This is a genomic window from Sphaerotilus montanus, from assembly GCF_013410775.1.
In the GTDB taxonomy this organism is placed as follows: domain Bacteria; phylum Pseudomonadota; class Gammaproteobacteria; order Burkholderiales; family Burkholderiaceae_C; genus Sphaerotilus; species Sphaerotilus montanus.
In genome coordinates this window covers 3,541,311-3,560,265 of record NZ_JACCFH010000001.1, presented here as the reverse complement: position 1 = coordinate 3,560,265, position 18,955 = coordinate 3,541,311, and the positions used below count along the sequence as shown (strand labels likewise).

The following is an 18,955-nucleotide window of genomic DNA, read 5'->3' as shown; positions in this document are numbered from 1 at the left end:
CCCATGTGCGTCATCTGCGGCTGCTCCACCGGCACCCCCGGCGCGGTGCATGAACACCCGACCGCCCCGGTGGTCACGGCGACGACGGGCAACGACCTGCACTTCGGCGCCGGCCCGGCCCGCGTCTCGGTGCCCGGCATGAGCCAGGCACGCGCCATCAAGCTCGAAGCCGACGTGCTCGGCGCCAACCAGCGCATCGCCGACGCCAACCGCGCCCACTTCGCCGGCCACGGCGTCGTCGCCTACAACCTCGTCTCCAGCCCCGGTTCGGGCAAGACGACGCTGCTGTGCGCGACGATCGAGGCGCTGAAGGCCCGCGCGCCGGACCTGCCGCTGGGTGTCATCGAGGGCGACCAGCAGACCTCGAACGACGCCGACCGCATCCGCGCGACCGGCGCCCCCGCGATCCAGGTCAACACCGGCAAGGGCTGCCACCTTGACGCGCCGATGATCGCCGAGGCGTTCGCGCGACTGCCGCTGCACAGCCACCATGACCACGACCCTGCACACGATCACGGTCACACGCACGACCATGACCACGGTCACCACCATCACCACGCCCCGACCTCGCTGCTGATGATCGAGAACGTCGGCAACCTCGTCTGCCCGGCGATGTGGGATCTGGGCGAGCGCGCCAAGATCGCCATCCTCTCGGTCACCGAGGGCGAGGACAAGCCGATCAAGTACCCGGACATGTTCGCGGCGGCCAGGCTGATGGTGCTGACCAAGACCGACCTGCTGCCCTACCTCGATTTCGATGTGGCGCAGTGCATCGCCTACGCGCAGCGGGTGAACCCGGGCATCGAGGTGCTGCTGCTGTCGGCGCGCACCGGAGTCGGCATGGACGCCTGGCTGGACTGGCTGCTGGAAGCGCAGGAAGCGCAGGCGGCGTGAGCATGACCGCGATCACGCCGCCCCCGCTGCACCTGCCACGCCCCGCGGCGAGGCGGGTGCTGGCTGTCGGCGCGTGGCTGAAGAACACGGCGGGGCTGCTCGACGGGGATCGCTACACCGCGTCGGCGCTGCATGGCGACCTCGGTACGCCGGACGCCTGCGCGGCGCTGGAGGCGTCGGTCGAGGCGCTGGTGCGGGACGCGCGCGGGCCGATCGACGCCGTCGCGCACGACCTGCACCCGGACTTCCACAGCACGCGGCTGGCGCTGCACTGGGCCGATCGGCTCGGCGTGCCGGCGATCGGCGTGCAGCACCACCACGCGCACCTCGCGGTGGTGCAAGCCGAAAAGGGGCTGGACGGGCCGCTGCTCGGACTGGCGCTGGACGGCGTCGGGCTGGGCACGGACGGGACGGCGTGGGGCGGCGAGCTGCTGCGGCTGGACATGGACGGCGGGTTCGAGCGGCTCGCGCACCTGCCGCCGCTGGCGCTGCCCGGTGGCGATGTGGCGGCGCGGGAGCCGTGGCGGTTGGTCGCGGCGGTGCTGCATGCGCTGGGGCGCGGTGACGAGATCGGGCCACGGCTGGCGCCGGTGGTCGGGGCGGCGGCGGCGCAGGGCGTGAAAACGATGCTGGTGCGTAGCTTGAACTGTCCGGTCAGCACGGGCGCGGGGCGCTGGTTTGACGCGGCGGCTGGGGTGCTCGGCTTGTCGGTGCGGCAACGAGAAGAAGCCGAGGCGGCGGTCGCGCTGGAGCGGTGTGCGGCAGCGTGGCTGGAGTGGCATCCGGGGGTGGTTCCGGGGGTGGGTCCTCGCGTTCGCGAGGATGACGGGATGGGAATCTGGGCGCTGATGGAGGCGCTGCTGGCCCTGGATGTCCACGACGCTGACGCCCGCGGGCGGGGGGCGGCACTGTTCCACGTCGGGCTGGCCGATGCGCTGGCCGACGCCACGATTGCTGCGGCCACCCGCGACGGTCTGCACGCGGTCGCCCTCGGGGGCGGCTGTTTTTTCAACCGGCTGCTGAGCCAGCGGCTGACCGAGCGGCTGACGGCGGCTGGCTTGCGGGTGCATCGCCCGCAAGGCGTGTCCTGCGGCGACGCCGGGCTGGCGCTCGGGCAGGCCTGGGTGGCGGTGCAGCAGCTCCGTACGCGCCCCGCGGCCACCCAAGGCGCCACCGCCACCGCGACATCCACAACAACCACCATGACGGAGACCTGATCCATGTGCCTCGCCCTGCCTGCCCGTGTGGCGGCCCTGTTGCCCGACGAGATGGCCACGGTCGATCTCGGCGGCGTCCGCAAGGACATCTCGATCGCGCTGACGCCGGAAGCCCGGGTCGGCGACTACGTCATCGTCCACGTCGGCCACGCCATCGGCTTACTCGACACCGAGGAGGCTGAGCGCACGCTGGCCCTGTTCGCCGAGCTGAATGCCCACGACGCCGAGCAAGACACCCAGCAGGGAGCCGCGTCATGAAGTACATCGACGAGTTCCGCGACGGCGAGATCGCCAAGGCGCTGGCCACGAAGATCCGCGCCGAGGCCCAACCCGATCGCCGCTACCACTTCATGGAGTTCTGCGGCGGCCACACGCACGCGCTGTCGCGTTACGGCGTGCCGGCGCTGCTGCCGGACAACGTGCAGATGGTCCACGGCCCCGGCTGCCCGGTGTGCGTGCTGCCGATCGGGCGGATCGACCAGGCGATCGGGCTGGCGCTTGACCATGGCGCCATCGTTTGCACCTACGGCGACACCATGCGCGTGCCCGCGTCGGGCAGCCTGTCGATGCAGCGCGCCAAGGCCCGCGGCGCCGACATCCGCATGGTCTATTCGCCCGCCGACGCGCTGAAGATCGCCCGCGCCAACCCGACCCGCGAGGTGGTGTTCTTCGCCATCGGCTTCGAGACGACGACGCCGCCGACCGCGCTGGTGATCCGGCAGGCGGCCAAGGAGAACCTGCCCAACTTCAGCGTGCTGTGCTGCCACGTGCTGACGCCGAGCGCGATCACGCACATCCTCGAATCGCCCGAGGTGAAGCAGTGGGGCACGGTGCCGCTGGACGGTTTTGTCGGCCCGGCGCACGTCAGCATCCTGATTGGCTCGGCCCCCTACGAAGGCTTCGCCCGCGACTACCGCCAGCCGGTGGTGATCGCCGGCTTCGAGCCGCTGGACGTGATGCAGGCGATCCTGATGCTGATCCGTCAGGTCAACGAGGGCCGCCATGAGGTCGAGAACGAGTTCACCCGCGCCGTGAACCGCGAGGGCAATCTGGCGGCCCAGAAGCTGGTCGCCGAGGTGTTCGAGCTGCGCGAGAGTTTCGAGTGGCGCGGCCTGGGCGAAGTGGCGCACAGCGCGCTGCGCATCCGACCAGCGTTCGCGCAGTGGGACGCCGAGCAGCGCTTCGACCTCGCCTACCGCCCGGTGCCGGACCACAAGCAGTGCGACTGCGGCGCCATCCTGCGCGGCGTGAAGCGCCCGACCGACTGCAAGCTCTTCGCCACCGTCTGCACGCCGGAAAACCCGATGGGCTCGTGCATGGTGTCGAGTGAAGGCGCCTGTGCCGCGCACTACAGCTACGGCCGCTGGAAAGACATCGCCATCGTCCCCGCCTGAGCCTCCCCCCGCCCCGTCATGCCCCCTCCCCGTCATTCCCGCGAAAGCGGGAACCCACCCCCGCGCAGCCCACCATGTCCATCAAAAAAGACTACCTCCGCCCGATCGACTTCAAGACCGGCCGCATCGACATGAACCACGGCGCCGGGGGCCGCGCCGCCGCGCAACTGATCGAGGAACTGTTCGCCCGCGCCTTCGAGAACCCCGCGCTGCGCGAAGGCAACGACGGCGCCGTGCTGCCCGCGCCACCGCCCGGCCACCGGCTGGTGATGGCGACCGACGCGCACGTCATCTCACCGCTGTTCTTTCCCGGTGGCGACATCGGGGCCTTGAGCGTCCACGGCACGGTCAACGACGTGGCGATGATGGGCGCGCAGCCGCTCTACCTTGCCGCGAGCTTCATCCTGGAGGAAGGCTACCCGCTGGCGGACCTGAAGCGCCTCGTCGACTCGATGGCCGCCGCGGCCCGCGAAGCCGGCGTGGCCATCGTCACCGGCGACACCAAGGTCGTCGAGCAGGGCAAGGGCGACGGTGTGTTCATCAGCACGACCGGCGTCGGCTGGCTCCCGCCCGGGCGCCGCATCGCGGGTGACCAAGCCCAGCCCGGCGACGTGGTGCTGGTATCCGGCACGATCGGCGAGCATGGCGTGGCGGTGCTGTCGCTGCGCGAGTCGCTGGAATTCGAGACTGCGATCACTTCCGACACCGCCGCGCTCAACGGCCTGACAGCGGCGATGCTGGCCGCCGTGCCCGAAGGCAGCGTGCGCGTGCTGCGTGACCCCACGCGCGGCGGGCTGGCGACCACACTCAACGAGATCACGCGCCAGTCCGGCGTCGGCATCACGCTGGACGAGGCGGCGATTCCCGTGCTGCCGCAGGTCGAAGCCGCATGCGAGCTGCTCGGGCTCGATCCGCTCTATGTCGCCAACGAGGGCAAGCTGGTGGCGGTCTGCGCGCCGGATGTCGCCGACACGCTGCTGGCCACGATGCGCGAGCACCCGAACGGGCACGCGGCGGCGCGCATCGGCGTCGTCACCGAAGACCCGCACCGCTTCGTGCAGATGACGACGCGCTTTGGCGGGCGGCGGGTGGTGGACTGGCTCAGCGGCGAGCAGTTGCCGCGGATCTGCTGAACCAATCGGGCAGAGCGCGGATGGCGAAGGGCCGCGGGCGGACGAGACACACCCGATTACAAGGACACCCCGCAGCGCAGAACGAAACCGTACCAATGTCACGAACCACGCCCTACCATCGGCGCCGTCGTCGGACTTCTGGCCTGCCCCATGCCCTCTTCCCTGCCGCTGCACTGCGCATCGACCGCCGCGGCCTGCGCCGCACTGCTCGGCGCGCTGGCGCCACTGCACGCCACCGCCGCGGACGCCCCCGCCAGCGAACTCTCGCGCTACTGGGAACTCGACCCCGAGGACAAGCGCGGCGAGCTGCGCTTCGTCTCGTACCGACCGAACTACATCCTGCCGCTGCACGTCACCAGCCGCATCAACCGCGCGCCGCAGTCGCCGACCCAGGCCGCCGTGGCGATGCCGGCCTACAAGCGCACCGAGGCCAAGTTCCAGCTCTCGCTGCGGACCAAGCTGGTGCAGGACGCCTTCGACTCGGGTGCCGATCTCTGGGCTGGGTTCACGCAGCAGGCGCTGTGGCAGGTGTTCAACGGGCAGGATTCGGCACCGTTCCGCAACACCGACTACGAACCCGAGCTGATGCTGGTGCTGCCCACCCGGCCGGCATGGCGCGGGTTGCCGGGCGGCTGGCAGTGGCGCTACACGCAATTCGGGGTGGCGCACCAGTCGAACGGCCAATCCGATCCGCTGTCGCGGAGCTGGAACCGGGTCTACCTCGCCGGCGGCATCGAGCAGGGGCCGTGGTCCCTCACGGCAAAGGTGACCCAGCGCCTGAACGAACCGGTCGAGACCGACAACAACCCCGATCTGGCCAGCTACCGCGGCCGGGCCGAGCTGCGCCTGCGCTGGGGCGCCGGCACGTCGGTCGCCTCGCTGCAGTTCAATGGCTCGGTGCGCCGACCGGACAAGGGCGCGCTGCTGGCCGAGTGGAGCCGGCCGATCCGCCTGGACCAGCCAGAAAGCCTGCGCTGGTATGTGCAGGCGTTCTCGGGCTACGGCGAGACGCTGACCGACTACAACTTCCGGCAGACCAGCGTCGGCGCGGGCGTGATGTTCTCGCCGTTCTGAGATCATCGGCGGATGCCCGCCGCCGCCCACACCGCCACATCCAGCTCCCGCATCGCGGTCATCGACTTCGAGACCACCGGCATCTCGCCCCAGATGGGCGACCGCGCCACCGAGGTGGCCATCGTGCTGCTGGAGGCAGGTCAGGTGGTCGACCGCTTCCAGAGCCTGATGTTCACCGGCGCCTACATCCCCGCCTTCATCAGCCAGCTCACCGGCATCACCAACGAGATGGTGCGCAATGCACCGACCGCGGTGCAGGTCATGTCGGACGCGGCCCGCTTCGTCGCTGGCGCGCCGATGGTGGCGCACAACGCCGCCTTCGACCGCAAGTTCTGGCAGGCCGAGCTGGCGCAGGCCGGGCTGGCTGCGCCGCACCCCTTTGCCTGCACGGTGATGCTGTCGCGCCGGCTCTACCCGCAGGCACCCAACCACCAGCTCGGCACGCTGGTCGATTTCCACCGCCTGCCCCGCACCGGCCAGGCGCACCGGGCGCTGGCGGACGCCGAGATGGCCGCAGCGCTGCTGTGCCGCATCCAGCAGGATCTGCGCGGCCCGTCCGGCACCGGCCGCGCCGACCACGACTGGCTGATGCAGGTACAGGCCTGTCCCAAGGCGAAGATCGGGCGGCTGCTGGCCAGCGCCTGACCCGGCCCGCAGCGCACCGCGCCGACTCCCCATGACCGACGACGACCTGCTCCATCCGGACTACCTGCCGCTGGTGCTGCTCGTCGACGACGAGGTGCGCTCGCAGGACGCGATGCGCCGCACGCTGGACGAGGATTTCCGCATCCTGTGCGCCAGCTCCGCCGACGAGGCCCGCGCGCTGCTGGAGCGGCACGAGGCGGCCGTGATCCTGTGCGACCAGCGCATGCCGGGGCTGACCGGCGTGGCCTTCCTGCGCGAGGTGCGCGAGCGCTGGCCGGAGACGGTGCGCATCGTCATCTCGGGCTACACCGACAGCGAGGACATCATCGCCGGCATCAACGAGGCGGGGATCTACCAGTACATCCTCAAGCCGTGGGTGCCGGACCACCTGCTGCAGACCGTGCGCCAGGCGGTGGAGGCGCGCACGCTGCAGCGCGGGGTGCACCGGCTGGAGCTGGACCTGCGCGCTGGCACGACCGCGCTGCGCGCCCGGCGCGGCGACCGGCTGGCGCAGGCCCGCGCGGCTTTCGGATTCGACCGCATCGAGCGCGCGCCGGGCAGCCCGCTCGACGGCGTTTGCGAAATGGCGGCGCGGGTGGCGCGTTATGACCTGTCGGTGCTGGTCCTCGGCGAATCGGGCACCGGCAAGGAGCTGCTCGGCCGCGCGATCCACTACGGCAGCCCGCGCGCCGAGGGGCCGTTCGTGCTGGAGAACTGCGCCGCCATCCCCGACACGCTGCTGGAGTCGGAGCTGTTCGGCCACAAGCGCGGCGCGTTCACCGGCGCGTTCGAGGACCACATCGGCCTGTTCCAGCGCGCCCATGGCGGCACCGTCTTCCTCGACGAGATCGGCGAGACCTCACCGGCGTTCCAGGTCAAGCTGCTGCGCGTGCTGCAGGAAGGCGAGCTGCGGCCGGTCGGCTCGCCGCGGCCGATCCCGGTCGATGTACGCGTGATCGCAGCGACGCACCGCAACCTGGAGGACGAGGTGCGCGCGGGCCGGTTCCGCGAAGACCTGTACTACCGGCTCACCGGCATCACGCTGAACATGCCGCCGCTGCGCGAACGTGTCGGCGACATCCCGCCGCTGGCGCGAAGGCTGCTGCGCGAGGTCGGCGCTGAACTGGGGCGGCCGGGCGTCGTGTGGGCGGACGACGCGATGGGCGTGCTGATGGGCTACCCGTGGCCGGGCAACATCCGCGAGCTGCGCAACGAGATCGCCCGCGCCATCGCGCTCAGCGACGGCGAGCGCATCGAGGCCCGCGCCTTCTCGACCCGCGTGCTGCATGGCCAGGCCGGCCGGCACGCTGCGGCCCAAGGCCAGGACGGTGTCGCCACGCTGCCGCAGACCGGCACGCTGCAGGAGCGGCTCGACGCGATCGAGGCCGTGGTGCTGCGCGAGGTGATGCTGCGCCAGCGCTGGAACAAGACCCGCGCGGCGGCCGAGCTGGGGCTGTCGCGGGTGGGGCTGCGCGCCAAGCTGCAGCGCTTCGGACTGGAGGACCCCAAATGAACAGGCCCATGAACATGCTCTGGCTGCAGTCGGGTGGCTGCGGCGGCTGCTCGATGTCGCTGCTCTGCGCCGACACCACCGATTTCGCCGGCCAGCTCGAACAGGCCGGCATCCGACTGCTGTGGCATCCGTCGCTGTCGCTGGCCGGCGGCGCGGAGCTGGTCGCGCTGCTGGAGGACTGTCTGGCCGGCCGGGTCGCGCTGGACGCGCTGTGCATCGAAGGCGCGCTGCTGCGCGGGCCGAACGGCACTGGACGCTTCCACGTGCTGGCGGGCACCGGCGTGCCGATGGTCGACTGGGTGCGGCGTCTGTCGGCGGTCGCGCGCCACGTCGTGGCGGTGGGCAGTTGCGCGGCCTGGGGCGGCATCACGGCCGCGGGCGCCAACCCGACCGAGGCCTGCGGGCTGCAATACGAGGACGACCGGCCCGGCGGCCTGCTCGGCGCCGACTTCCGCAGTGCCAGCGGGTTGCCGGTGGTCAACGTGGCCGGCTGCCCGACACACCCCGGCTGGGTGCTCGACACGCTGATGGCGCTGGCGGCCGACCTGTTCGGCGCCGACGACCTCGACCCGCTCGGCCGCCCGCGTTTCTACGCCGACCAGTTGGTCCACCACGGCTGCACGCGCAACGAGTTCTACGAGTTCAAGGCCAGCGCCGAGAAGCCCTCGGACCTCGGCTGCATGATGGAACACATGGGTTGCAAGGGCACGCAGGCCCACGCCGACTGCAACACCCGGCTGTGGAACGGCGACGGCAGCTGCACACGCGGTGGCTACGCCTGCATCAGTTGCACCGAACCCGGCTTTCAGGATCCCGGCCACGCCTTCCACGCCACGCCCAAGATCGCCGGCATCCCGATCGGCCTGCCAACGGACATGCCAAAGGCCTGGTTTGTTGCCTTGGCGTCCCTTTCCAAGAGCGCGACGCCGAAGCGCGTGCGCCAGAACGCCACCGCCGACCACCTCGTCGTGGCGCCGCAGGTCAAGCGCACGCGGCTCAAGTAGCCGGCGGCGCGGCCGTGCTCGCCGAGAGGGGCATGTCCAGCAGCGCCAGCATCTCCTCGCACCAGCGCAGATTGCCCTCCTCGTAGCGCAGGCCCTTCTGCAGGATCATGTGCTGGATCGCGGCGGCCCGGCTGAGCGGGCGGTCGGGCGGGAAGTCGCGCTGCGCCAGGGCGCGGTAGAGGTCGAGCCGCTCGGCGTGGCTGGCGATGCGCTGGCGCAGTTCGGCGCGCAAGTCGATCTCGCCCAGCGCCGCCTCCGCCCGCAGCTTGACCGAGAGGTCGTCGCGCAGATCGGGCGGCGGTGTCGGCTCGGCCGCCCAGCGCGCCAGCTCCTCCCGACCGGCCGGGAGCACCTCGTACAGCCGCTTCCGGGTCAAGCCGGCATCGGGCGCTGGCTGTGAGGCAATCCAGCCCGCCGCCTCCATGCGCGCGAGTTCGCGGTAGATCTGCTGGTGCGTGGCGTGCCAGAAGTAGCCGATGGACTTGTCGAAGCGCCGCGCGAGGTCGTAGCCGGACGAGGCTTTCTCGATCAGCGAAGTGAGCACGGCGTGGGACAGGGACATGCGGCGCAGTCTACGGGCCTCGGGAAAACCATGCAACCCGTTGCATAGTCGCCGCCACCTGCCTACACTGCGCCATCCATGCAACTGGTTGCATAGCAAGGACACGCCATGACAACGACCACCGCCTATCCCCACCTGCTCGCCCCGCTCGACCTCGGCTTCACCACGCTGAAGAACCGCGTGCTCATGGGTTCCATGCACGTCGGGCTGGAGGAAGCGAAAGACGGCTTTGCCCGCATGGCCGCGTTCTACGCCGAGCGCGCCCGCGGCGGCGTCGGCCTGATCGTCACCGGCGGCATCGCGCCCAACGATGCGGGCCGCCCGATGCCCGGCGGCGCCTGCATGACGACGCAGGCCGAGGCCGACAAGCACAAGGTCGTGACGCAGGCCGTGCATGACGCGGGCGGCAAGATCGCGATGCAGATCCTGCATTTCGGCCGCTACGCTTACCACCCCGAGCTGGTCGCCCCCAGCGCGCTGAAGGCACCGATCAGCCCATTCCGCCCGCGTGCGTTGACCGGCGACGAGATCGAGCAGACCATCGAGGACTACGCCCGCGCCGCCGCCCTCGCGCAAAGCGCCGGCTACGACGGGGTAGAGATCATGGGCTCCGAGGGCTACCTGATCAACGAGTTCATCGCCGCGCAGACCAACCAGCGCGACGACGAATGGGGCGGCGCGTATGAAAACCGCATCCGTTTTGCGCTGGAGATCGTTCGCCGCACGCGGGCGCGGGTCGGCGCCGAGTTCATCCTCATCTTCCGGCTGTCGATGCTGGATCTGGTCGAAGGCGGCTCGACGCAGGAGGAAGTCATTCAGCTCGCACAGGCGCTGGAAGCCGCGGGCGTCACGATCCTCAACACCGGCATCGGCTGGCACGAGGCCCGCATCCCGACCATCGCCACCAAGGTGCCACGCGCCGCCTTCGCCTGGGTGACCCAAGGGCTCAAGGGCAAGGTCGGCATCCCGCTGATCACCACCAACCGCATCAACACACCCGAAGTCGCCGAGCAGATCCTGGCCGACGGCATGGCCGACATGGTCTCGATGGCGCGGCCCTTCCTCGCCGACGCCGATTTCGTGCGCAAGGCCGCCGAGGGCCGGGCCGACGAGATCAACACCTGCATCGGCTGCAACCAAGCCTGCCTCGACCACACCTTCGGCGGCAAGATCACCTCATGCCTGGTGAACCCGCGCGCCTGCCACGAGACGATCCTGATCGAGCGCCCCGCCACGACGAAGGCCCGTGTCGCCGTGGTCGGTGCTGGGCCGGCGGGGCTGGCGTTTGCGACGACGGCGGCGCGGCGCGGCTTCGACGTGACGCTGTTCGACGCGGGCAGCGAGATCGGCGGGCAGTTCAACATCGCCAAGCAGGTGCCGGGCAAGGAAGAGTTCTACGAAACCTTGCGCTACTTCGGCAAACAGATTGCGCTGACCGGCGTGACGCTGAAGCTGAACCACCGGGTTGCGGCGCAGGAACTGGTGGACGCCGGCTTCCAGCATGTCGTGCTCGCCACCGGCGTCACGCCGCGCACGCCCGACATCCCCGGCATCGACCACCCGAAAGTGGTCGGCTACCTCGACGTGCTGCGCGACAAGTGCGCCGTGGGGCGGAACGTGGCGCTGATCGGCGCGGGCGGCATCGGCTTCGACGTGGCGGAATACCTGCTGCATGAAGGCACCAGCCCGAGCCTCGACAAGGCCAAGTTCTTCGCCGAATGGGGCGTGGACACGGCCTACGCCCACCGCGGCGGCCTGACCCCGGCGCACATCGAACCGAACCCGCGCCAGGTGATGCTGCTGCAGCGCAAGGCGAGCAAGGTGGGCGACGGCCTGGGCAAGACCACGGGCTGGATCCACCGCACCTCGCTGAAGAACCGGCAGGTCGAGATGGTGCCCGGCGTGACCTACCGGCGCATCGACGACGACGGGCTGCACATCACGGTCGGCGAGCGCGAGATGACGCTGCCGGTGGACACGGTCGTGCTGTGCGCGGGGCAGGATCCGCAGCGCGAACTGCAGGCCGCGCTGCAGGCGGCGGGCTGCAGCGTCCACCTGATCGGCGGCGCGGACGTGGCCGCCGAGCTGGACGCCAAGCGCGCGATCAAGCAGGGCACCGAGCTGGCGCTGGGCTTCGACCCCGCGGCGGCCGAGGCGAGCGCGCAGGCCGCACCCGTCGCCACGCTGTCCGAGCGCCTGCCGGCCGCCGTCGCCAAAAGCCTCGCGCACTGGCACCGCATGGTTGCGCAGGGCGACCTGAGCGAACTCGGCGCGATCCTGCACCGCAAGGTGGTCTTCCGCTCGCCGATGGCCCACACGCCCTACCCCGGCGCGCAGGTGGTGCAACTGATCCTGTCCACCGTGGCCAAGGTGTTCGAGGACTTCACCTACCACCGCGAGATGGCCAGCGCCGACGGCCTGAGCGTGACGCTGGAGTTCAGCGCCAGCGTCAACGGCAAGTCGCTCAAGGGCGTGGACGTGATCCAGTTCGATGCGGAGGGCAAGATCACCGAGTTCGAGGTGATGGTGCGCCCGATGAGCGGGCTGCAGGCGCTCGGCGACGAGATGGGACAGCGGCTGGCGCCGTACCTGGCCGCTTACAAAGCCGCGAAACCGGCCGCCTGAAACGGCGAATCTGCGGTTAAACTGCACGCCGCCAGGAGAGAGCCGCGCCCCGAGCCGGCCGCCGAAGGCGCAGAGGCCCCCTTGAAACGGGGTTTCGAACGCTCAGGCAAAAGGACTGGCAAACGTCGCCCGCAGGGCGGCGTCACCTCACTGGAGAGAGACCGCGCGCTGCGTCGACCCACAGGTCGGCGGCGATCGCGGTCCACCGAAGGGGCAAGCGCGGCACCGGCCACACCGGGGCCGCGTCAATCTCTCAGGTAAAGCGGACAGCGAGGGCACCACCACCGACCATCGGTGGACCGATCCTTTCAAGATCAGTTGCCCTTCTAGAGCCTGTCCATGTCCGCCGACGCCACCTCCTCCTCGCCGCTGCTGCAGACGCCGCTGCACGAACTCCATCTGGAACTGGGCGCCCGCATGGTGCCCTTCGCCGGCTATGCAATGCCGGTCCAGTACCCCGCCGGCATCATCACCGAGCACCGCCAGTGCCGCGCATCGGCCGCGCTGTTCGACGTCTCGCACATGGGCCAGTTGCGCCTGGTCGGCCCGGACGCCGCCGCCGCGCTGGAGTCGCTGGTGCCGCAGGACGTGCTGGACCTGCCGGTCGGCAAGCAGCGCTACGCCTTCTTCACCAACGCCGCGGGCGGCCTGCTCGACGACCTGATGATCACCCGCCGCGCGGACGACCTCTTACTCGTCGTCAACGCCGGTTGCAAGGACGCCGACACGCGCCACCTCGTCACCGAGATCGGCCACCGCTGCCAGATCGTGCCGATGCCGGACCACGCGCTGCTGGCGCTGCAGGGACCGAAGGCGGTCGATGCGCTGGCGCGGATCAATGGCGGCGTCGCGGCGCTGACCTTCATGAGCGGCGGCCACTTCGCGCTCGCCGGCACCGACTGCTTCGTCACCCGCTCGGGCTACACCGGCGAGGACGGCTTCGAGATCTCCGTGCCCGCGACCCACGCCATCGCGCTGGCCCGCACGCTGCTGGCCCAGCCCGAAGTGGAAGCCGCCGGTCTGGGCGCGCGCGACACGCTGCGCCTGGAAGCCGGGCTGTGCCTCTACGGCCATGACATCGACACCGCGACCACCCCGGTGGAAGCCGGCCTGACCTGGGCGATCCAGAAGGTGCGCCGCCCCGGCGGTGCGCGCGCAGGCGGCTACCCGGGCCAGGACGCCCTCGGCGCGCAGCTCACCCAAGGTGTGGCCACCAGGCGCATCGGGCTGACCGGGCTGGAGCGCACACCCGTCCGCGAAGGCGCGCCGCTGGTCGACGGCCACGGCCACCCGGTCGGCCGCGTCACCAGCGGCACCGTCGGCCCCACGGTCGGCCAGCCGATCGCGATGGGCTACGTCGCCGCCAACCACGCCGGCATCGGCAGCGAGCTGTTCGCCGAGGTGCGCGGCAAGCGCGTGCCGATGCGGGTCACGGCCATGCCGTTCGCGCCTCACCGATACTTCCGCGGCTGAGGCGCTGGCGCTTCACCGTCCCCCGCTTTTGATTTTGATTGCCTTTCCCCAGGAGCCCGACCATGTCCCTCAAGTTCACCGCCGACCACGAATGGATCAACGCCGACGACACCGCTGCTGCCGTGGTCGGCATCACGGTCCATGCCCAGGACGCCCTCGGTGACGTGGTGTTCGTCGACCTGCCGGCCGTCGGCACCACCTTCGCGCAAGGCGACGTCGCCGGCGTGGTCGAGTCGGTCAAGGCCGCCGCCGACGTCTACGCCCCGCTGTCGGGCGAAGTCACCGAAGTCAACGAAGCCCTGCGCGACGATCCCTCGCTGGCCAACACCGACCCGCTGGGCGCCGGCTGGTTCTTCAAGATGAAGCTGTCGGACGCCTCGCAGCTCGACGCGCTGATGGACACCACCGCTTACGACGCCCTCACCCAGGGCTGATCCACCCGCCAACCACGCCGTCCGACCGCGCATCCCGCCTGGTCGAGGCCGCGCCTTTGCCTGAACCGCCGCCCCGAAGCCCCGCCGCCATGCCACACACCGCCCTGCCCCGCCTCGCCGATCTGGAAAACGCCAGCGAATTCACCGCCCGCCACATCGGCCCGGACGCGGCCGACGAGGCGCGCATGCTGGCGGCCATCGGCCCGGCCAGCCGCCGCGCGCTGATCGACGCGATCATTCCGCGCGCGATCGCCCGCCCCACGCCGATGGAGCTGCCCGCCCCGCTGAGCGAGGCGCAGGCGCTGGCCGAACTCAAGGCGCTCGCGGCGCAGAACCGCGTGCTGACCAGCCACCTCGGCTGCGGCTACTTCGGCACGCTCACGCCCGGCGTCATCCTGCGCAACGTGCTCGAAAACCCCGCCTGGTACACCGCCTACACGCCGTATCAAGCCGAGATCAGCCAGGGCCGCATGGAGGCGCTGGTCAACTTCCAGACCATGGTCACCGATCTGACCGGCATGGCGATCGCCAACGCCTCGATGCTCGACGAGGCCACCGCCGCCGCCGAAGCGATGACGCTGGCCGCCCGCGTGGGCAAGTCGAAGGCCACGCGCTTCGTCGTCGCGCACGACGTGCTGCCGCAGTCGCTCGAAGTCATCCGCACCCGCGCCAAGCCGCTGGGCATCACGGTCGACCAGGTCCACGCGACCGAGATCGCCGCCTCGCTGGCCGCCGCACCCGCGTTCGGCGTGCTGCTGCAATACCCCGGCGTCAACGGCCAACTGCGCGACCTGAAGCCGATCATCGACGCCGCGCACGCCGCAGGCGCCATGGCCATCGTCGGCGCGGACCTGCTGGCGCTGACGCTGCTGGTCTCGCCGGGTGAACTCGGCGCGGACATCGCGTTCGGTTCGACCCAGCGCTTCGGCATGCCGATGGGCGCCGGCGGCCCGCACGCCGCGTATCTGGCCACGCAAGACGCCTTCAAGCGCTCGCTGCCCGGCCGGCTGGTCGGCGTCAGCGTCGACAGCCACGGCGCGCCCGCCTACCGCCTCGCGCTGCAGACCCGCGAGCAGCACATCCGCCGCGAGAAGGCCACGTCGAACATCTGCACCGCGCAGGTGCTGCCCGCCGTCGTCGCGAGCCTCTACGCGGTCTACCACGGCCCGGCCGGCCTGAAGCGCATCGCGCAGCGCGTGGCCGTGCTGACCGCGATCCTGGCCGAAGGGCTGAAGGCAATGGGCTGGCGCCTGCTGCACGACACAGCCTTCGACACGCTGCACGTCGAAGCCGGTGAGCGCCGTGACGCGCTGATGGCCGCTGCCGTCGCGTCGGGCCGCAACCTGCGTGCCGCGAGCGCCGACACGCTCGGCATCAGCCTGGACGAGACCAGCACCCGCGCCGATGTCGAGGCGCTGTGGGCCGTCTTCGCCCAAGGCAACGTCACGCCGACCATCGCGCAGTACGCCGACACGGTGACGCCGATGATCCCCGCCGCGCTGCAGCGCACCAGCGACTACCTGACGCACCCGGTCTTCAACACGCACCACAGCGAGACCGAGATGCTGCGCTACATCCGCATGCTCTCGGACAAGGATCTGGCGCTGGATCGCAGCATGATCCCGCTGGGTTCCTGCACGATGAAGCTCAATGCGACCTCGGAGATGATCCCGATCACCTGGCCCGAGTTCGCGCACATCCACCCCTTCGCGCCCGCCGAACAGCTCGCCGGCTACGCCGCACTGAACACGCAGCTCACCGGCTGGCTCGCCCAAGCCACCGGCTACAGCGGCATCAGCCTGCAGCCGAACGCCGGCTCGCAAGGTGAATACGCCGGCCTGCTTGCCATCATGGGCTGGCACGCTTCGCGCGGCGACGCCCACCGCAAGGTCTGCCTGATCCCGGAAAGTGCCCACGGCACCAACCCGGCCTCGGCACAGATGGCCGGGATGCAGGTCGTCGTCGTCAAGTGCGAGGCGGGTGGCAACGTCGATCTGGACGACCTGCGCGCCAAGTGCGGCAAGCACGCCGCCGATCTGGCCGCGATCATGATCACCTACCCCTCGACCTACGGCGTGTTCGAGCCGCAGGTGCGCACGCTGTGCGAGATCGTGCATGCGCATGGCGGGCGGGTCTACGTGGACGGCGCGAACATGAACGCGCTGGTCGGGCTGGCCGCGCCGGGCGAGTTCGGCGGCGATGTGTCGCACCTGAACCTGCACAAGACCTTCTGCATCCCGCACGGCGGTGGCGGGCCGGGCGTCGGGCCGGTCTGCGTCGTGGAAGACCTCGTGCCGTTCCTGCCGGGCCATGCGACGGCCGGTGAAAAGCGCGCTGGGGGCGTCGGCGCCGTGTCGGCCGCGCCGCTGGGCAACGCAGCGGTGCTGCCGATCTCGTGGATGTACATCCGCATGATGGGCGCGGATGGCCTGAAGTCGGCGACCGAAATCGCGATCCTGAGTGCCAACTACATCGCCGCCCGACTGGCCGACCACTACGACATCCACTTCAGCGGCGGCATCGACGGCGTGAAGGGCGGCGGCGTGGCACACGAGTGCATCCTCGACCTGCGCCCGCTCAAGGACTCGTCCGGCGTCAGCGCCGAGGACGTGGCCAAGCGGCTGATCGACTATGGCTTCCACGCCCCGACGCTGAGCTTCCCCGTCGCCGGCACGCTGATGGTGGAGCCGACCGAGAGCGAGCCGCTGGCCGAGCTGGACCGTTTCTGCGACGCGATGATCGCCATCCGCGGCGAGATCGCGCAGGTCGAATCCGGCGCCTGGCCGCGCGAGGACAACCCGCTGAAAAACGCCCCGCACACGGCGGCCAGCCTGCTCGCCAACGACTGGACCCACGCCTACGCCCGTGAAACCGCCGCTTACCCGGTGGCGAGCCTGCGCCGCGGCAAGTACTGGTCGCCGGTCGGGCGCGTGGACAACGTCCACGGGGACCGGAACCTGTTCTGCTCGTGCCTGCCGGTGGGCGACTACGCCGGCGAATGAGGCACCGCGCGCCCGCTAGGGCGCCGAGGCTGCAGCGGGCGGGGCCGTGAGCTGGTGGTACACCGCTTCGGCCACGGCCTGCAGCTGCGGCCGCGCGACCCGGCCCGACAGCGCGTAGCCGAAGCCGTCCTCGACCCAGTAGAAGACCTCGACATCGCCTTCCCGGGCCACCTGGAAGGCGGTCAGCGTGTCCGCGGGCATGACCCCGGCCGGCGCGGCGCGGCGCACGTAGAGCGTCAGCCGGGCGCCTGCCGCGTTCTGGTACATGAACTGCGCGACCGGCCCTTCCCCTGCCGCGAGCAGGCGCCCGCCCAGCAGCTCGTAGCCCAGTGGCGCGAGTTGCGGCGCGTGCAGCGGCGTGCCGAGCCGCTTGGACAGCCAGGCGACAAGGTGGTCCACCTGCCGGGCATCGACCTCGACCGGATGGCGCTGCTCGGGTGTGTAGACGGCATGCGCCAGCGCGGCGTCGTGGACGAAGCGGCCAGAGGCGGCGGCCGTGACGCCGGCCGTCTGCCCACCTTGGCCAAGCCGGTAGCCCAGACCACCGCCCACGGCGAGTCCGACCAGCCCGCAGACCAGCGCGGCGGTGGCGGCGCGGCCCGAGCCAGCCCGCGACCACAGACGCCAGCGGCCAGCGTTGCCCGACTGCGGCGGCGACACCGACGTCGGCGCCCCCCCCTGCGCGGCGCGGACCAGTCGCAGCGGCAGCGGCTCGTTGAGCACGTCGTCGAACCCCAGGTGCAGCGCCTGGTTCAGCGACTGCCACTGGCGCACCTGCGCCGCCTCGTCCGGATGCGCGGCCAGCCAGGCCTGCACCGCCAGCCGGCGCTCGGGCGGCAGGCGGCCGTCGGCGTAGGCGTGCAGTTCGTCGGCTTGAACGTCAGCGGTCATGGTGTTCACTTGACTCCGTCACTTCACCACCTGCTTCACCACGTTCCAGCCCGCCGCCACGCCCTGCCGCGGCGTGGCCACCGGATGCGACAAGGCCACCCGCATCGCCGCCCGCGCCCGCGACAGCCGCGACATCACGGTGCCCACCGGCACATCGAGCACGGCCGCCGCCTCGGCATAGCTGAATTCCTCCAGCCCGACCAGCAGCAGCACCTCGCGCTGCGGCAGCGGCAGGCCCGCCAGCGCCGCGTGGATGTCGCGCAGCGCCAGCGTCTCCAGCTGCCCGCCGCTGACCACGGGCAGCGCCGGATCGTCCTGCAGCTCGTCCAGTGGATCGGTGGGCAGGCGGTGCTGGCGCAACTGGTTCACGTGGACGTTGTGCATCAACGTGAACAGCCAGGCCCGCAGCCGTTCGGACGGATCCGCCGGGTCGTCCTCCGCCGGCGCACGCCACTGGTGCAGCCGCGCCCAGGCGCGCTCCAGCGTGTCCTGCACCAGATCGTCGGCGCTGGCGGCGTCGCCCGTCAGTGCGCGCGCATACCGCCGCAGGCGCGGCAGGTGCACGATCAGGTCCGGCAGATCGGGTTCGGCCACAGCGGCGGCGGGCGGTCGCGTTCAGGGACGGGCGATGTGCCAGACGCTGTTGAAGCCGTCGCCAGTGGTGTCGCCGGCCTTCATGTCCTTGACCCAGGTGTAGAGCGGCTGGCCCTTGTAGGCCCACTGGCGCGAGCCGTCGTCGCGGGTGACGACGCTGTAGTCGCCGCGGGGCTTGGCATCGGCCGGGGCCATCAGCGGCGGCCAGTTCTTGGCGCAGGGGCCGTTGCAGGCACTGCGGCCGGCGGCGTCCTTGTCGAAGGTGTAGAGCGTCATGCCCGCCGCGTCGGTCAGCAGGCCGCCCGCGGTCATGGCCGGTGGCGGTGCCATCACCGCGCAGGCGCCCAGCACCAGCGTGGCCGAGACGGTGAGCGCGAGGCTGACACGGCGGATCGAGGAACGAATCGAGGTCATGGCGTTATCTCCAGGGTTGCGCAACGGCAGGGCCAGCAGCCGCAGAGATCGACACTGCACGCCTGCAACCCGGTGAACACAGGATG

17 protein-coding genes, 1 pseudogene and 2 riboswitches are annotated in these 18,955 nt (G+C 70.8%); of the genes and pseudogenes, 14 read left to right on the top strand and 4 right to left on the bottom strand.

Translation table 11 applies throughout. The features are described from left to right. Nucleotides 1–3 precede the first annotated feature (3 nt). The 9 genes from hypB (at nucleotide 4) to BDD16_RS16190 (ending at nucleotide 8,874) form a co-directional block, all read left to right on the top strand. Nucleotides 4–894, top strand: a complete 891-nt coding sequence (gene hypB, locus BDD16_RS16230) for a hydrogenase nickel incorporation protein HypB (RefSeq protein WP_179634910.1) — start codon at nucleotides 4–6, stop codon at nucleotides 892–894. A 2-nt stretch (nucleotides 895–896) separates the two neighbouring features. Further along, nucleotides 897–2,111, top strand: coding sequence for a Kae1-like domain-containing protein (locus tag BDD16_RS16225; RefSeq protein ID WP_179634909.1), 1,215 nt, complete (start codon nucleotides 897–899; stop codon nucleotides 2,109–2,111). Nucleotides 2,112–2,114: 3 nt separating this feature from the next. After that, nucleotides 2,115–2,369 carry a HypC/HybG/HupF family hydrogenase formation chaperone gene (locus BDD16_RS16220; RefSeq protein WP_179634908.1) on the top strand — a complete coding sequence of 85 codons (255 nt, stop codon included), beginning with the start codon at nucleotides 2,115–2,117 and terminating at the stop codon, nucleotides 2,367–2,369. Then, nucleotides 2,366–3,505: a hydrogenase formation protein HypD gene (hypD, locus tag BDD16_RS16215; RefSeq protein ID WP_179634907.1), complete on the top strand. Its 1,140-nt coding sequence runs from the start codon at nucleotides 2,366–2,368 to the stop codon at nucleotides 3,503–3,505. Before BDD16_RS16220 ends, hypD begins: the two co-directional genes overlap by 4 nt. A gap of 74 nt (nucleotides 3,506–3,579) precedes the next feature. Next, nucleotides 3,580–4,638: a hydrogenase expression/formation protein HypE gene (gene hypE, locus BDD16_RS16210; protein WP_179634906.1), complete on the top strand. Its 1,059-nt coding sequence runs from the start codon at nucleotides 3,580–3,582 to the stop codon at nucleotides 4,636–4,638. Between the two features lie 150 nt (nucleotides 4,639–4,788). Then, nucleotides 4,789–5,712 carry a phospholipase A gene (locus BDD16_RS16205; RefSeq protein WP_179634905.1) on the top strand — a complete coding sequence of 308 codons (924 nt, stop codon included), beginning with the start codon at nucleotides 4,789–4,791 and terminating at the stop codon, nucleotides 5,710–5,712. A gap of 12 nt (nucleotides 5,713–5,724) precedes the next feature. Beyond that, on the top strand, nucleotides 5,725–6,357 hold the full coding sequence (locus BDD16_RS16200) for a 3'-5' exonuclease (protein ID WP_179634904.1): 633 nt from the start codon (nucleotides 5,725–5,727) through the stop codon (nucleotides 6,355–6,357). 31 nt (nucleotides 6,358–6,388) lie between these two features. Further along, nucleotides 6,389–7,870 carry a sigma-54-dependent transcriptional regulator gene (locus tag BDD16_RS16195; protein ID WP_179634903.1) on the top strand — a complete coding sequence of 494 codons (1,482 nt, stop codon included), beginning with the start codon at nucleotides 6,389–6,391 and terminating at the stop codon, nucleotides 7,868–7,870. Continuing rightward, nucleotides 7,867–8,874, top strand: a complete 1,008-nt coding sequence (locus BDD16_RS16190) for an NADH-quinone oxidoreductase subunit B family protein (RefSeq protein ID WP_179634902.1) — start codon at nucleotides 7,867–7,869, stop codon at nucleotides 8,872–8,874. The genes BDD16_RS16195 and BDD16_RS16190 overlap by 4 nt, the downstream gene beginning before the upstream one ends. Here BDD16_RS16190 and BDD16_RS16185 read toward each other — a convergent pair. Beyond that, nucleotides 8,867–9,436: a PadR family transcriptional regulator gene (locus BDD16_RS16185; RefSeq protein ID WP_179634901.1), complete on the bottom strand. Its 570-nt coding sequence runs from the start codon at nucleotides 9,434–9,436 to the stop codon at nucleotides 8,867–8,869. The two genes, BDD16_RS16190 and BDD16_RS16185, sit on opposite strands and share 8 nt — an antisense overlap. A gap of 108 nt (nucleotides 9,437–9,544) precedes the next feature. Between BDD16_RS16185 and BDD16_RS16180 the strand changes: the two are divergent. The 5 genes and pseudogenes from BDD16_RS16180 to gcvP all read left to right on the top strand — a co-directional run. Continuing rightward, nucleotides 9,545–11,563: pseudogene (locus BDD16_RS16180) on the top strand (NADPH-dependent 2,4-dienoyl-CoA reductase); the annotation flags it as partial. A 111-nt stretch (nucleotides 11,564–11,674) separates the two neighbouring features. Next, a complete protein-coding gene (locus tag BDD16_RS23075; RefSeq protein ID WP_246332812.1) occupies nucleotides 11,675–12,061 on the top strand; it encodes a nuclear transport factor 2 family protein in 387 nt (128 codons plus the stop codon). A 22-nt stretch (nucleotides 12,062–12,083) separates the two neighbouring features. After that, a riboswitch (glycine riboswitch) is annotated at nucleotides 12,084–12,189 on the top strand. Nucleotides 12,190–12,201: 12 nt separating this feature from the next. Further along, nucleotides 12,202–12,341: riboswitch (glycine riboswitch) on the top strand. Between the two features lie 59 nt (nucleotides 12,342–12,400). Then, nucleotides 12,401–13,534, top strand: a complete 1,134-nt coding sequence (gene gcvT, locus BDD16_RS16175; protein WP_179634899.1) for a glycine cleavage system aminomethyltransferase GcvT — start codon at nucleotides 12,401–12,403, stop codon at nucleotides 13,532–13,534. 62 nt (nucleotides 13,535–13,596) lie between these two features. After that, nucleotides 13,597–13,968 (top strand): glycine cleavage system protein GcvH, encoded by a 372-nt coding sequence (gcvH, locus tag BDD16_RS16170; protein WP_179634898.1) that lies wholly within the window; start codon nucleotides 13,597–13,599, stop codon nucleotides 13,966–13,968. An 89-nt stretch (nucleotides 13,969–14,057) separates the two neighbouring features. Next, on the top strand, nucleotides 14,058–16,970 hold the full coding sequence (gene gcvP / locus BDD16_RS16165; RefSeq protein WP_179634897.1) for an aminomethyl-transferring glycine dehydrogenase: 2,913 nt from the start codon (nucleotides 14,058–14,060) through the stop codon (nucleotides 16,968–16,970). A 15-nt stretch (nucleotides 16,971–16,985) separates the two neighbouring features. Here the strand turns inward: gcvP and BDD16_RS16160 are convergent, their stop codons facing one another. The 3 genes from BDD16_RS16160 to BDD16_RS16150 are packed head-to-tail and all read right to left on the bottom strand — an operon-like array spanning nucleotide 16,986 to nucleotide 18,869. Continuing rightward, complete coding sequence (locus BDD16_RS16160) at nucleotides 16,986–17,861, bottom strand: anti-sigma factor family protein (RefSeq protein WP_179634896.1); 876 nt, start codon at nucleotides 17,859–17,861, stop codon at nucleotides 16,986–16,988. Between the two features lie 18 nt (nucleotides 17,862–17,879). Then, nucleotides 17,880–18,455: an RNA polymerase sigma factor gene (locus BDD16_RS16155; protein WP_310732781.1), complete on the bottom strand. Its 576-nt coding sequence runs from the start codon at nucleotides 18,453–18,455 to the stop codon at nucleotides 17,880–17,882. Nucleotides 18,456–18,476: 21 nt separating this feature from the next. Further along, nucleotides 18,477–18,869, bottom strand: coding sequence for a COG4315 family predicted lipoprotein (locus BDD16_RS16150; protein WP_179634895.1), 393 nt, complete (start codon nucleotides 18,867–18,869; stop codon nucleotides 18,477–18,479). Nucleotides 18,870–18,955 lie beyond the last annotated feature (86 nt).

Bases quoted from the DNA above. Each gene is read 5' to 3' on its own strand.
- hypB (WP_179634910.1), top strand. From the start codon at position 4: ATGTGCGTCATCTGCGGCTGCTCCACCGGCACCCCCGGCGCGGTGCAT.
- BDD16_RS16225 (WP_179634909.1), top strand. From the start codon at position 897: ATGACCGCGATCACGCCGCCCCCGCTGCACCTGCCACGCCCCGCGGCG.
- BDD16_RS16220 (WP_179634908.1), top strand. From the start codon at position 2,115: ATGTGCCTCGCCCTGCCTGCCCGTGTGGCGGCCCTGTTGCCCGACGAG.
- hypD (WP_179634907.1), top strand. From the start codon at position 2,366: ATGAAGTACATCGACGAGTTCCGCGACGGCGAGATCGCCAAGGCGCTG.
- hypE (WP_179634906.1), top strand. From the start codon at position 3,580: ATGTCCATCAAAAAAGACTACCTCCGCCCGATCGACTTCAAGACCGGC.
- BDD16_RS16205 (WP_179634905.1), top strand. From the start codon at position 4,789: ATGCCCTCTTCCCTGCCGCTGCACTGCGCATCGACCGCCGCGGCCTGC.
- BDD16_RS16200 (WP_179634904.1), top strand. From the start codon at position 5,725: ATGCCCGCCGCCGCCCACACCGCCACATCCAGCTCCCGCATCGCGGTC.
- BDD16_RS16195 (WP_179634903.1), top strand. From the start codon at position 6,389: ATGACCGACGACGACCTGCTCCATCCGGACTACCTGCCGCTGGTGCTG.
- BDD16_RS16190 (WP_179634902.1), top strand. From the start codon at position 7,867: ATGAACAGGCCCATGAACATGCTCTGGCTGCAGTCGGGTGGCTGCGGC.
- BDD16_RS16185 (WP_179634901.1), bottom strand. From the start codon at position 9,436: ATGTCCCTGTCCCACGCCGTGCTCACTTCGCTGATCGAGAAAGCCTCG.
- BDD16_RS23075 (WP_246332812.1), top strand. From the start codon at position 11,675: ATGGTTGCGCAGGGCGACCTGAGCGAACTCGGCGCGATCCTGCACCGC.
- gcvT (WP_179634899.1), top strand. From the start codon at position 12,401: ATGTCCGCCGACGCCACCTCCTCCTCGCCGCTGCTGCAGACGCCGCTG.
- gcvH (WP_179634898.1), top strand. From the start codon at position 13,597: ATGTCCCTCAAGTTCACCGCCGACCACGAATGGATCAACGCCGACGAC.
- gcvP (WP_179634897.1), top strand. From the start codon at position 14,058: ATGCCACACACCGCCCTGCCCCGCCTCGCCGATCTGGAAAACGCCAGC.
- BDD16_RS16160 (WP_179634896.1), bottom strand. From the start codon at position 17,861: ATGACCGCTGACGTTCAAGCCGACGAACTGCACGCCTACGCCGACGGC.
- BDD16_RS16150 (WP_179634895.1), bottom strand. From the start codon at position 18,869: ATGACCTCGATTCGTTCCTCGATCCGCCGTGTCAGCCTCGCGCTCACC.